This is a genomic window from Dietzia maris (genome assembly GCF_036287335.1).
Classification (GTDB): Bacteria; Actinomycetota; Actinomycetes; order Mycobacteriales; family Mycobacteriaceae; genus Dietzia; species Dietzia cinnamea.
In genome coordinates this window covers 1,940,117-1,952,728 of sequence record NZ_CP143053.1, presented here as the reverse complement: position 1 = coordinate 1,952,728, position 12,612 = coordinate 1,940,117, and the positions used below count along the sequence as shown (strand labels likewise).

Below are 12,612 nucleotides of genomic sequence, written 5' to 3'. Positions count from 1 at the left end.
GACACACCATGGAGCTCGTCGTGGGCCGCGTCGTCAAATCGCACGGCGTCCGCGGCGAGCTCGTGGTGGAGGTCCGTACCGACTCGCCCGAGGAGCGCTTCGCCCCCGGCGCGCGGCTCACCGGCCGCGTCGGCAAGGGGGACCGCGCCACCGACCGTGACGTCACAGTGGAAGCCGCCCGGAGCCATTCCGGGCGGCTTCTCGTGCGCCTGGCCGGTGTATCCGACCGCGACACGGCCGACGCGCTGCGCGGCATGCTCCTGCTGGTCGACTCCGCCGAGCTCCCCGATCCAGAGGACCCGGACGAGTACCACGATCACCAGCTCGTCGGGCTCCGGGTCCTCGACACCTCGGGCGCACCGCTCGGCGAGGTCACCGAGATCGTCCACACCCCCGCCGGTGAGCTCCTCGGGATCCGACTGACCGACGGTGCCGACGCGCTCGTGCCCTTCGTCACCGAGATGGTCCCCGAGGTGGACGTCCCCGGTGGGACGTGCGTCATCGACCCACCGGAGGGGCTGCTCGACCTGGGCACGTCGTGACCGGGCCCGCCGCCGAGGAGCGGCGCGGGCCGATCATGCGTCTCGACGTCGTCACCGTCTTCCCCGACTACCTCGCCCCGCTCCGGCTCGCCCTCCTCGGTCGCGCCGTCGACCGGGGCATTATCGAGGTCGGCGTCCACGATCTGCGCGCCTGGACCCACGACGTGCACAAATCCGTCGACGACACCCCGTTCGGCGGCGGGCCGGGGATGGTGATGCGGCCGACGGTGTGGGGCGTCGCGCTCGACGACCTAGTTCCCCAGACCGACACCGGGCTGACGACCGGGCCGGCCGCCTCGGATCCGGACTCCCGGCCCCTGCTGATCGTCCCGACCCCCGCCGGGCGGCCCTTCTCCCAGTCCGACGCCCACAGGTACGCCCGCCGCCGTCGGATCGTGTTCGCGTGCGGCCGCTACGAGGGCATCGATCAGCGCGTGGTCGACGAGGCCTCCGAGCGCATGGACGTCGAAGAGGTCAGCATCGGGGACTACGTCCTGATCGGAGGCGAGGTAGCCGTCCTCGTCATCGCGGAGGCCGTGGTACGCCTCCTGCCCGGTGTGCTGGGGAACCGGCGTAGTCACGAGGAGGATTCCTTCTCCGACGGTCTCCTCGAGGGACCGAGCTACACCCGCCCCGAGATATGGCGCGACCGCCCGGTGCCCGACGTCCTCAAGAGCGGCGATCACGCGAGGATCGCACGCTGGCGCCGCGACGAATCGCTGCGGCGGACCGCGGAGAGGCGCCCGGACCTCCTGGGCGGGGCCCCGCTCAGCGCCGCCGACCTGCAGACCCTGGCCGAGCTGGGCTGGGAACCGCCAGAGGGTTGATTTGGGCCACCCCCGGCGGGGATGGCACACTAGCGAGGTTGACCTTTCGGGCGCACGCGCGCCCGGGGACGGTCGCGCTGATCCGGGGCACGAACCGGTCGACCCGCCTGACGGCGGGCGCCAGGGTCCTCTGTCCTCATTCCTGACATGCAAGGAACACAATGAACACTCTCGACTTCATCGACAACAAGTCCCTCCGGGACGACATCCCGGAGTTCCGTGCCGGCGACACGCTCGACGTGCACGTCAAGGTCATCGAGGGCTCCAAGGAGCGCATCCAGGTCTTCAAGGGCGTCGTGATCCGTCGCCAGGGCGGCGGCGTCCGCGAGACCTTCACCGTCCGCAAGGTCTCGTTCGGCGTCGGCGTCGAGCGCACGTTCCCCGTGCACTCGCCCAACATCGACCGCATCGACGTGCTCGTGCGTGGCGACGTCCGCCGCGCCAAGCTCTACTACCTGCGTGAGCTCCGCGGCAAGGCCGCGAAGATCAAGGAGAAGCGCTGAGCGCATAGAGCGCGTCGGACTCGACCGCCGTCAGCGGTGCGGGATCGACTACGCTCATCCGGGTGAGCAGCACCGACACGCCCGGACACGACACCGCCGAGCCGGGGCCCCGTGATCACGGGGCCCCGGCTCGTGGCGTCGAGAAGAAGGGCCAGCCCTGGTACATCGAGATCCCGCTGCTGGTGGTGATCGCCCTGGCCCTGGTGTTCGTCTTCCAGACCTTCGTCGGTCGCGTCTACCAGATCCCGTCCGAGTCCATGGAACCCACGCTGCACGGCTGCGCGGGCTGCACGGGCGACCGGATCTTCGTCGACAAGATCAGCTACCGGTTCGGTGATCCCCGGCCCGGCGACGTGGTCGTCTTCGAAGGGCCCGAGTCGTGGAACGAGGGGTACCAGTCCATCCGTTCGGACAACCCTGTCATCCGCACCCTCCAAAACATCGGCGGAGTGATCGGCATCGTCCCGCCCGACCAGAACGACATGGTCAAGCGCGTGATCGCGGTGGGCGGGCAGACGGTGGGGGGATGCGCGCCGGACGGGTCGCTCCTCGTCGACGGTCAACCCCTGGACGAGCCCTACCTCAACGAGGACCCGTCGCCCGCCCGTAACCCGTTGAACTGCGCGTTCGGTCCCGTCACGGTCCCCGAGGGCAACTACTGGGTGATGGGCGACAACCGCGGCAACTCCGCGGACTCCCGCTTCCACATGGGAGACGAACACCAGGGCACGGTGCCGGCGGAGAACATTATCGGCAAGGTGCAGGCGATCATCCTCCCGTTCGACCGGATCGGGACGGTCTCCTCGCCGGACATCAGCGCGGGGTGACCCGGGCACGCCCCGACCGGTCGCGACGGCACCGCCTGCTGCCCACCCGGGCGCGGGTGACCCGCAGGGACGGCCGGCTCGCGCTGGAGGCCGCGCTCACCCGACGGGGGCTGGGTCCCGTCGCGGGCGTCGACGAGGCCGGCCGCGGTTCCTGTGCGGGACCGCTCGTCGTGGCGGCGTGTGTGCTCGGTGACCGGCTCCACCCGGAACTCGCGGACCTGGACGACTCCAAAAAGCTCACCGCCGCGGCCCGCGCCCGGCTCCACGACGCGGTCCTGCGGCGCGCGAGGGCTGTCTCGGTCGTCGTGATCGAACCGGATCGGATCGACGCGCGCGGGATCCACCGCTGCAACATCGAGGGGATGCGTCGGGCGGTCGCCGCCCTGGACCCGCGACCCGGGTTCGTCCTGACGGACGGGTTCGCGGTCGACGGTCTCGGGTGCCAGTCCACGGCGGTGATCGGGGGTGACGCGGTGGTCGCATCCATCGCCGCCGCGAGTGTCCTCGCGAAGGTCACGCGCGATCGGATTATGGTGGACCTCGACTCGCGGTACCCGGGCTACGGCTTCGCCGCCCACAAGGGGTACAGCACCACGGGTCACGCCAGGGCGATCGAGCAGCTCGGTCCCAGCGACATCCATCGGATGTCGTACGCCAACGTCCGTCGCGCCGCGCAGGCGCATTCGAGGAGCAGCACGAGATGAGCGCCGAGGATCTGGAGAACTACGAGACCGAGATGGAGCTCTCGCTATATCGCGAGTACCGCGACATCGTCGGTCAGTTCACCTACGTCGTCGAGACGGAGCGGCGCTTCTACCTCGCCAACGCCGTCGAGTTGATCCCGCGGTCCGCCGACGGGGAGGTGTACTTCGACGTACGTATGTCCGACGCGTGGGTGTGGGACATGTACCGACCTGCTCGTTTCGTCAAGTACGTGCGCGTCCTGACGTTCAAGGACGTCAACATCGAGGAACTCGACAAGCCCGAACTGCGCCTGCCGGAGTAGCCACCGGCCCGGTTCTCCACAGCCCGATCCGCCTCCACAGGAGACCCCCGGCCCGGTCCGCGACCAGCGGATCGGGCCGTCGTCGTCGGGCAGGGTGTGCCCCGGCGGACCCGGACGGGCCGGGCCGCCGGGAGGACGGCGATGACAGGGGACGGGGTGGGACGCGCCAGGGGCGGCGAGGACCAGCGGGTGCGGACAGGTCGGATCGGGGAGCAACACGCGGCGGGCCTGCTGGAGGCCCGCGGTGCGGTGGTGATCAGCCGGAACTGGCGGTGTCCGGTCGGGGAACTCGATCTGGTGGTCCTGGACTCCGCGGGCAGACTGCGATTCGTCGAGGTGAGGACCCGCACCGGTAGGGGTTTCGGCAGCCCGGCCGAGTCCGTCACGGGGAAGAAGCGCCGGCGCCTGCGCCTGCTGGCCGCCCACTGGCTGGCGGAGCACCCGGGTCGCTGGCGTCAGGTCTGCTTCGACGTGGTCGGGGTGGATCTGGCCGATCCCTCACGGCCCCGGCTCGAGTTGTTCGAGGACGTGATGTAGCCGTGGCGCTCGGGCGGACGTGGGCGGTGACCCTGCACGGGGTGGGCGGTCAGATCGTCGAGGTCGAGGCGGACGTGGGACGCGGGCTGCCGGGGGTGAGCATCGTGGGGCTGCCGGATTCGGCGGTGCTGCAGGCCCGGGAGCGGATTCGGGCGGCGGTGATCAACAGCGGACTGTCGTGGCCAGTGGGCAAGGTCGTCTTGTCCCTGTCGCCGGCGGGTCTGCCCAAGCGGGGCTCCGGTTTCGACCTGGCGCTCGCGGTGGGGACCCTCACCGCGTCCGGGGAGCTGCCCGCGTCCTGCTTCGACGGCACGCTGCTGGTGGGTGAGCTCGCCCTGGACGGGCGGGTCCGTGCGGTCCGTGGGGTCCTTCCCGCGGTGCTCGCCGCCCGGGACGCCGGGCTGCCCCGCGCGATCGTTCCGAGCGCCAACCTCGCGGAGGCCCGGCTGGTGCGGGGAATCGACTCCGCGGGCGTGGACTCGCTGGCGATGCTCGGGGTGTGGAGCCGTGGTGGCGGGGCGCTGGTGTCGGACGCGCCGGCCGCGCGTGCCGTGGGCGGGCGGCCCCGCGAGGACCTCGCCGAGGTGCACGGCCAGGACGACTGCCGTCGGGCGGTGGAGATCGCGGCCGCCGGCGGGCACGCCCTTCTCCTCCGCGGGGCGCCGGGGACAGGCAAGACGATGCTGGCGCGTCGACTGCCCGGCCTCCTGCCGGATCTGGGGGAGTGCGAGGCGCTCGAGGCCACGGCCGTCCACTCGGTGATGGGCAAGCTCGCCCCGAGGGATCCGCTGCTGCGTCGGCCGCCGTTCGTCGCCCCGCACCACTCGGCCTCGGTGGCCTCGTTGGTGGGGGGCGGGAACAACGTCGCGCGTCCGGGGGCGGTGACGCTCGCGCACCGTGGGGTGTTGTTCCTCGACGAGTGCGCCGAGTTCCCCGCCCGTGTGCTCGACAGCCTGCGCACCCCGCTGGAGGACGGGGAGGTGAGGATCGCCCGCCGGGACGGTATCTCGGTCTATCCCGCGCGATTCCAGTTGGTGATGGCCGCCAACGACTGCCCGTGTGGCAGCGCGCGCCCGGACGCGTGCACCTGCACGCCGGACGCGCGGCGGAGGTACGGCCGCTCGCTGACGGGCCCATTGCGGGACCGCATCGATATCGCGGCCCGCACCCTGCCGATCGGATCGGATCTGTTCGCGGTCGGGGAGGTCGAGGACACGGCCGCGGTACGCGCCAGGGTGGCCGCGGCGCGCGCGGCAGCCGCCGAGAGGTGGGCCGGGTGCCCGGACGCGGCGGGCGCCCGGTCCAATGCCGAGGTACCCGGGCGCGTGTTGCGCTCGGTGTGGGGGCTCGATCGGAGCGCGGTGCAGCCGCTCGACCGCGCGCTCGCCCACGGGGTGCTGTCCGCGCGGGGCGTCGATCGATGCCTGCGCCTGGCGTGGACGGTCGCCGACCTGGACGGGGCGACCGTGCCGCGTGAGCCCCATGTGGCCGAGGCGTTGATGCTGCGAGGAGAGGACTGATGTCGGTGGGCGAGCAAGAGGCCGTGGCGGTGCCGTGGGACGTCCGCGAGGCGTACGCGTATCTGGGAGCGGTCACCGAAAGACCGACCGCGCAGGTGTGGGACCTGGTCGACTCGGTCGGTCCGGTCGCCGCGCGGGACCTCATCCGGGCCGGGCGGGCGGGCGAGACGCTGAACGCCCAGGCCGAGTCCCGTCGCGAGCACGTGGACGGGGCGGCCCTTCTCGACTCGGCCGCGACCGTGGGTGCCCGCCTGGTGGTGCCGGGCGACCCGGGCTGGCCGGGATACGCGCTCGCGCCACTCGACCGGCCACGCGGGCGTCGCCGGGACGGCACGGGCGGGGTGCCCACCGCGTTGCGCCCGCTCGGGTTGTGGTGGCGGGGGCCTGCCGACCCGGCGACGGCGCTGGGGAGGTCTGTGGCGGTGGTGGGCACCCGGGCGCCCACGCCGTACGGCCGGACGGTGGCCGCGGATCTGAGCGCCGGGGCCGCGGCGGAGGGGTTCACGGTGGTCTCGGGAGGCGCGTTCGGCATCGACGCGGCCGCGCACCGCGCTGTGCTCGGGGTGCGCGGCACGACGATCGCGGTCCTGGCCGGGGGCGTCGACCGCCTGTACCCGCGCGGCAACGACGGCCTGCTCCGTGAGGTCGCGGAGACAGGCGCGGTCATCTCGGCGCAGCCGCCGGGAACCGGGGTGACGCGGTACCGGTTCCTCGACCGCAACCGCATCATCGCGGCGTTGACGGGCGCGACGGTGGTGGTCGAGGCGGCGGCCCGCAGCGGTGCGCTGAGCACGGCGGCGTGGGCGGCGGCCCTCGACCGGCCGGTCGGGGCCGTACCGGGTCCGGTCACCTCGGTCGCGTCGGTCGGGTGCCATCTCCTCCTCCGGGACCGCGGGGCGGTGCTGATCGGACGCACGGCGGACGTGGTCGAGCTGGCCGGAGCGATGGGGGAGACGGCGCCGCCGCCGGCCCGGGAGGCCACGTCGTGGGACGGGCTGGACGACGTGACGCGGCGCATCCTCGAGGCGCTCCCGACCTCCGGAGGGGCCGCACCCGCGGAGGTCGCCAGGTCGGCCGGGATCGCGGCGGCCACGGTGCGGGCCGTACTCGGTCGGCTGATGTCCACGGGCGCGGCCGTGCGCGGCCCGGAGGGCTGGCGCAGATCCGGCGACGGCGGGATGCAGCTCAGCCTGCCGGTCTCCTGAGTCGGGCCCCGCGCCGGGTGGTTGCGTGCCCGTCGAAGGGGCGCGACAATCGGTGTCCATGGGACGGATGCGCACTCGTGAGGACGATGGGGAATCGCTGTCCGTTCACCTCGAGGAGGTGCTCGACGACTACGTCGCGCACCTCCTCACCGGCAGGTCTCGCTCCGAGGCGACCGCCCGGTCCTATCGATCGGACGTCCGCGGACTGCTCGGCCACCTCGCGGCGGGCGACGGCGGGCCCACCACCGGCCCGGAGCTCGGAGCCGCGCTGACCCTGCCCGCCCTGCGGGGCTGGCTCGCCGCCCAGGTGGCCGCCGGAGCCGCGCGGTCGACCGTCGCACGCCGGGTCGCGGCGGCGCGCTCGTTCAGCACGTGGGCGGCGCGCACCGGGCTGCTCCCGACCGACGTCGCGGCCAGACTGGAGGCTCCGCGCGCCCGACGGCACCTGCCCGAGGTCCTCGACGCCGCCCAGGCGGGCGAGACCATCCGGACGAGCGAACTCGGCGCGGCCGAGGGCGACCCCCTCGCCGTCCGCGACCGCCTCGTGGTGGAGCTGCTGTACTCGTGCGGCATCCGGGTGGCCGAACTGTGCGGCCTCGACGTCGACGACGTCGACGCGGAACGGCGACTCCTCCGCGTGATCGGCAAGGGCGACCGCGAGCGTGCCGTCCCGTACGGGGCGCCCGCCGACCGGGCACTGCGCGCCTGGCTCGACACCGGCCGACCGGCCCTGACGAACGCCCGCTCGGGGCCGGCCCTCCTTCTGGGTGCCCGCGGCGGACGCCTGGACCCTCGGGCGGCCCGCAGGATCGTCAACGAGGTCAGCGAGGCCACGCCGGGCGCGCCCCGCGTCTCGCCCCACGCGCTGCGCCACAGTTCGGCCACGCACCTGCTCGAGGGCGGCGCGGACCTGCGACACGTCCAGGAGCTGCTCGGGCACTCCACGCCGGCGACCACCCAGATCTACACGCACGTCTCGGCCGAGCGCCTCCGCGCCGCCTACCGCGGAGCCCATCCCCGCGCCTGATCGGGTCGCCGCCGCCGCTTCTCAGCCGACGCCGTCGCCGGGCAGTGTGGGCTTGAGACGTATCGGACGGTGGGTGGCGGCCAACAGCGCGAGCGGATCGACGTAGTCGTCGTCGTCACCGGACGGGCCTCCCGAGGCCACCCGCGCGCCCCAGTGCAGACACGCCACCACCGGACACCCGGGGTGGCCGGCGAGGAGTCGGCCGATCCGCGCACCCGCGGCGACGACGTCCCCGGCGCTCACCTCGGCGGCGACCGGTTCGTACGTCGTGCGCAGCCCGCCGCCGTGGTCGATCGACACCACCGGCCGCCCGGCCACGGCGCCTGCGAAGGACACCGTCCCGTCGGCGGGGGAGAGGACGGGTGAGTACGGCTCCGCGGCCAGGTCGACCCCGCGGTGGCCGGGTAACCACCGCCGCGCCGGAGGGTCGAACGGGGTGACCACCGACAGCGGGCCCGGCACGGGGCCGACCATCGCCGGACGTGGACCGACCGACACGGCGCCCGCGGACGTCACCGAGGCGGAGGGCACCGAGGCGGAAGGCCCCGAGGCGGGCGGCACGGAGGCGGGCGGAGCGGCGGAGGCGAGGGGCACGACGACGAGGACGACGACGAGCGCCGCGGTCACGACGCCGGCGGGCGCCCCGTCGCGTCCACCCCGTCCGCGGGACCTGATCATCGCCACGCCACGAGTGCACCGCACCGGCCCGCCCACCGCCAGGGGCGGCGCGCCGGTTGTGGACAGGGTGGACGACCATCCCCAGGGTCAGGCGACCGGTGGCGAGAGGCCCGCCTTGGCTGTGCGGGGCCGAGGGGATATGCTCTCCCGTGCGGTCGACTCTCGTCGATCGACTTCGCGTGTCCTGCGGCGACCCGGTCAACGGCGCCGCATCCGGGCCCCGGGGCTGCAGAAGAGCCCCGGCCTTCCCGGACGTCGGACCAGCAGGTGCCCCCGTATACAGGGGGTCCGGCCCGGCGCGGACACCAGGGCCCGCCGCCGCCCGGCGAGTGGGCACAACCCGATACGTACCAGAAAGCGAGGACGAGGGCCTCGCGGTCCGGCTGCTTTCAAGCCGGACGAGCCCTCAACCCATCATGGCAGTCATCTCCATGAAGCAGCTGCTCGACGCAGGCGCCCACTTCGGCCACCAGACCCGCCGCTGGAACCCGAAGATGCGTCGGTTCATCTTCACCGACCGCAACGGCATCTACATCATCGATCTGCAGCAGACCCTGACGTACATCGACCAGGCGTACGAGTTCGTCAAGGAGACCGTCGCCCACGGCGGCACCGTCCTGTTCGTCGGCACCAAGAAGCAGGCCCAGGAGGCCATCGCCGAGGAGGCCGCCAAGGTCGGGATGCCGTACGTCAACCAGCGTTGGCTGGGTGGCATGCTCACCAACTTCCAGACCGTGCACCAGCGGCTCCTGCGGCTCAAGGAGCTCGAGTCGATGGAGCAGACGGGTGGATTCGAGGGTCGCACCAAGAAGGAGATCCTCATGCTCACGCGCGAGAAGAACAAGCTCGAGCGCACGCTCGGCGGTATGCGTGACATGAGCAAGGTCCCCTCCGTGGTGTGGGTCGTCGACACCAACAAGGAGCACATCGCCGTCGGCGAGGCCCGCAAGCTGGGCATCCCGGTCGTCGCGCTGCTCGACACCAACTGTGACCCGGATGTCGTCGATTACCCGATCCCGGCGAACGACGACGCCATCCGTTCGGTCACCGTGCTGACCCGCGTCATCGCCTCCGCCGTCGCCGAGGGCCTCAAGGCCCGCTCGCAGGCCGGTAAGGCCACCGGCGAGGAGGCCGAGCCGCTCGCCGAGTGGGAGACCGAGCAGCTCGACCAGGTCACCGGTGGCGCCACCAGCGAGGGCGCCGAGGCGCCCGCCGCGGACGTCACGGGCACCGACTCGCCGGCCGCCGAGGCCCCCGCGGCCGAGGTCCCCACCGAGGCCCCGGCCACCGAGGCCTGATCAGTACCACCAGCTCGAGCGCCATCGGGCCCGGCCGCCCACGATCCCCCAGGGGATCTTCCGGGGGCCGGGCCCGAGGTGTCGGAAGCGGTGGGCAGCCGTCCCCGGACGCCCCGACGTCTAGGGTGGAGACGATCTCGCCCGCCGACCGACTCTTCAACACCTTTCCCGACAGATCACGAACCCCTTTAAGGAGGGTCGCCCCACAATGGCGAACTACACCGCTGCCGACGTCAAGCGTCTGCGTGAGCTCACCGGCTCCGGGATGATGGACTGCAAGAAGGCCCTGGAGGAGACCGACGGCGACTTCGACAAGGCCGTCGAGGTCCTGCGCATCAAGGGCGCGAAGGACGTGGGCAAGCGCGCCGAGCGCACCACGGCCGAGGGCCTGGTCGCCATCAAGGACGGCGTCATGATCGAGCTCAACTCCGAGACCGACTTCGTCGCCAAGAGCGCCGAGTTCATCGCGCTCGCCGACAAGATCGTCGACGTGGCCGCCTCGCAGGGCATCTCGGACCTCGACGCCCTCAACGCCGCCGAGCTCGACGGTGCCACCGTCGCCGACGCCGTCGTGTCGTTCTCCGCCAAGTCCGGCGAGAAGCTGGTCCTGCGCCGCGTGGGCAAGCTCGACGGCCCGGTCGCCGTCTACCTGCACAAGCGCTCCTCCGACCTGCCGCCCGCCGTCGGCGTCATGGTCGCCTACTCGGGTGAGGGCGAGGCCGCGGAGTCCGCCGCGCGCGCCGCCGCGATGCAGATCGCCGCGCTCAAGGCCCAGTACGTCTCCCGCGACGAGGTCCCCGCCGACATCGTCGCCAAGGAGCGCGAGATCGCCGAGGCCACCGCCCGCGAGGAGGGCAAGCCGGAGCAGGCCCTCCCGAAGATCGTCGAGGGACGCCTCAACGGCTTCTTCAAGGACGTCTGCCTCCTCGACCAGCCGTCGGTCACCGACAGCAAGAAGACTGTCGGCGCCCTGCTCGACGAGGCCGGCGCGACGGTCTCGGCCTTCCTGCGCTTCGAGGTCGGCCAGGCCTGATGCGGCCCTGACCCGTCACGACGGGTCCCACGCGACGGCGGCACCCGGAATCCCCGGGTGCCGCCGTCGGCGTCTGTCGGCCCGGGTGTCCCCACGCCCGGCGGGCTGCGGTGTGGAGGCAGGGGCGATAGGGCAGAATGAACGCGGTCCCACCATGGGCCGCACGCCACCCCGACGAGACCCCGTCGGGGGCGTTGACGCGCGATACGGGCTCGATCCGCCCGGGACGAGGAGAACGATGACCGACCCGCGGGACGGCTACAGGCGAGTGATGCTCAAGCTGGGCGGCGAGATGTTCGGCGGCGGCGGCGTGGGTATCGACCCGGATGTGGTCCAGTCGGTCGCCCGTCAGATCGCCGAGGTGTCCCGCACGGGGGCGCAGATCGCAATCGTGATCGGGGGAGGCAACTTCTTCCGCGGCGCCCAGCTGCAGCAACGCGGCCTGGACCGCGCCCGCAGCGACTATATGGGGATGCTGGGCACCGTGATGAACTGCCTCGCCCTTCAGGACTTCCTCGAGCAGGAGGGCGTCTCCACGCGCGTCCAGACCGCCATCCACATGGGGCAGGTCGCGGAGCCGTACATCCCGCTGCGCGCCGAGCGGCACCTGGAGAAGGGGCGTGTCGTGATCTTCGGCGCCGGCATGGGCATGCCCTACTTCTCGACCGACACCACCGCGGCGCAACGCGCGTTGGAGATCAAGGCCGACGTGCTGCTCATGGCCAAGGCCGTCGACGGGGTGTACTCGGACGACCCGCGCACGAACCCCCGCGCCGAGCTTTTCACCCGCATCGAGCACCGCGAGTGCCTCGAACGCGGATTGAAGGTGGCCGACGCCACAGCGTTCAGCCTCTGTATGGACAACAACATGCCCATCCTGGTCTTCAACCTCCTCACTGAGGGCAACATCGCTCGTGCAGTGGCCGGTGAGCAGATCGGGACCCTGGTCAGCAGCTCTGACTGAAGCAGCTCTGACCGGAGCAGCCCGGACCGACCCGCCCGCCACCGGACCACAGCCACCGACGAGAACGAAAAGAGACGCACATGATCGACGACACTCTGCTCGAGGCCGAGGAGAAGATGGAGAGGGCACTCGAGCACGTCCGTGACGAGCTCGCCTCCATCCGCACCGGCCGAGCCAACCCGGGCATGTTCAACCGTGTGCTCTGTGAGTACTACGGGACGCTCACCCCGATCACCCAGATGTCCAGCATCACCGTCCCCGAGCCGCGGATGCTGATCATCAAGCCGTACGAGATGTCGCAGATCGGCCCCATCGAGAACGCGATCCGCAACTCGGACCTCGGCGTCAACCCGACCAACGACGGGCAGGTCCTGCGCGTGACGGTGCCGCAGCTCACCGAGGAGCGGCGTCGTGACCTGGTCAAGCAGGCCAAGGCCAAGGCCGAGGACGGCCGGATCGCGGTCCGCGGCGTCCGTCGCAAGGCGATGGACGAGCTCAAGCGCATCCAGAAGGACGGCGAGGCCGGCGAGGACGAGGTCACCGCCGCCGAGAAGGAGCTCGACAAGCTCACCCAGCGCTACGTCGCCGATGTCGACGACCTGGTCAAGGTCAAGGAAGGCGAGTTGATGGAGGTCTGACCTCCCA

General features: G+C 72.0%; 15 protein-coding genes. 14 read left to right on the top strand and 1 reads right to left on the bottom strand.

Annotated elements, in window-relative coordinates:
- The first annotated feature begins 8 nt into the window (after positions 1-8).
- From rimM to VYL96_RS08955, 10 genes are all read left to right on the top strand, one after another.
- On the top strand, positions 9-542 hold the full coding sequence (gene rimM, locus VYL96_RS09000) for a ribosome maturation factor RimM (RefSeq protein ID WP_007632877.1): 534 nt from the start codon (positions 9-11) through the stop codon (positions 540-542).
- Between the two features lie 35 nt (positions 543-577).
- Positions 578-1,369, top strand: coding sequence for a tRNA (guanosine(37)-N1)-methyltransferase TrmD (gene trmD / locus VYL96_RS08995; RefSeq protein ID WP_061227805.1), 792 nt, complete (start codon positions 578-580; stop codon positions 1,367-1,369).
- A 161-nt stretch (positions 1,370-1,530) separates the two neighbouring features.
- A complete protein-coding gene (gene rplS / locus VYL96_RS08990; protein WP_007632870.1) occupies positions 1,531-1,872 on the top strand; it encodes a 50S ribosomal protein L19 in 342 nt (113 codons plus the stop codon).
- A gap of 62 nt (positions 1,873-1,934) precedes the next feature.
- On the top strand, positions 1,935-2,699 hold the full coding sequence (lepB, locus tag VYL96_RS08985; protein ID WP_007632868.1) for a signal peptidase I: 765 nt from the start codon (positions 1,935-1,937) through the stop codon (positions 2,697-2,699).
- 35 nt (positions 2,700-2,734) lie between these two features.
- Positions 2,735-3,403, top strand: a complete 669-nt coding sequence (locus VYL96_RS08980) for a ribonuclease HII (protein WP_187701610.1) — start codon at positions 2,735-2,737, stop codon at positions 3,401-3,403.
- A complete protein-coding gene (locus tag VYL96_RS08975; RefSeq protein WP_007632861.1) occupies positions 3,400-3,705 on the top strand; it encodes a DUF2469 domain-containing protein in 306 nt (101 codons plus the stop codon). Before VYL96_RS08980 ends, VYL96_RS08975 begins: the two co-directional genes overlap by 4 nt.
- Before the next feature lie 141 nt (positions 3,706-3,846).
- Entirely contained in the window at positions 3,847-4,242 is a 396-nt protein-coding gene (locus tag VYL96_RS08970) for a YraN family protein (protein ID WP_061227758.1), read from the top strand.
- Between the two features lie 2 nt (positions 4,243-4,244).
- A complete protein-coding gene (locus VYL96_RS08965) occupies positions 4,245-5,762 on the top strand; it encodes a YifB family Mg chelatase-like AAA ATPase (RefSeq protein ID WP_061227757.1) in 1,518 nt (505 codons plus the stop codon).
- Positions 5,762-6,967, top strand: a complete 1,206-nt coding sequence (gene dprA / locus VYL96_RS08960) for a DNA-processing protein DprA (RefSeq protein WP_007632857.1) — start codon at positions 5,762-5,764, stop codon at positions 6,965-6,967. The genes VYL96_RS08965 and dprA overlap by 1 nt, the downstream gene beginning before the upstream one ends.
- Before the next feature lie 67 nt (positions 6,968-7,034).
- Positions 7,035-7,994, top strand: a complete 960-nt coding sequence (locus tag VYL96_RS08955; protein ID WP_061227804.1) for a tyrosine recombinase XerC — start codon at positions 7,035-7,037, stop codon at positions 7,992-7,994.
- 21 nt (positions 7,995-8,015) lie between these two features.
- Here the strand turns inward: VYL96_RS08955 and VYL96_RS08950 are convergent, their stop codons facing one another.
- Positions 8,016-8,672 carry a murein hydrolase activator EnvC family protein gene (locus VYL96_RS08950; protein WP_061227756.1) on the bottom strand — a complete coding sequence of 219 codons (657 nt, stop codon included), beginning with the start codon at positions 8,670-8,672 and terminating at the stop codon, positions 8,016-8,018.
- Positions 8,673-9,088: 416 nt separating this feature from the next.
- On the opposite strand from VYL96_RS08950, the gene rpsB reads away from it, so the two are divergent.
- From rpsB to frr, 4 genes are all read left to right on the top strand, one after another.
- Positions 9,089-9,970, top strand: coding sequence for a 30S ribosomal protein S2 (rpsB, locus tag VYL96_RS08945; protein WP_061227755.1), 882 nt, complete (start codon positions 9,089-9,091; stop codon positions 9,968-9,970).
- Positions 9,971-10,178: 208 nt separating this feature from the next.
- The gene (gene tsf, locus VYL96_RS08940; RefSeq protein ID WP_061914382.1) at positions 10,179-11,003 is read left to right on the top strand and encodes a translation elongation factor Ts; all 825 of its coding nucleotides are present in this window, start codon (positions 10,179-10,181) and stop codon (positions 11,001-11,003) included.
- Between the two features lie 238 nt (positions 11,004-11,241).
- Positions 11,242-11,967 (top strand): UMP kinase, encoded by a 726-nt coding sequence (gene pyrH, locus VYL96_RS08935; RefSeq protein ID WP_061227753.1) that lies wholly within the window; start codon positions 11,242-11,244, stop codon positions 11,965-11,967.
- An 80-nt stretch (positions 11,968-12,047) separates the two neighbouring features.
- Positions 12,048-12,605 (top strand): ribosome recycling factor, encoded by a 558-nt coding sequence (gene frr / locus VYL96_RS08930; protein ID WP_007626804.1) that lies wholly within the window; start codon positions 12,048-12,050, stop codon positions 12,603-12,605.
- The last annotated feature ends 7 nt before the right edge of the window (positions 12,606-12,612 follow it).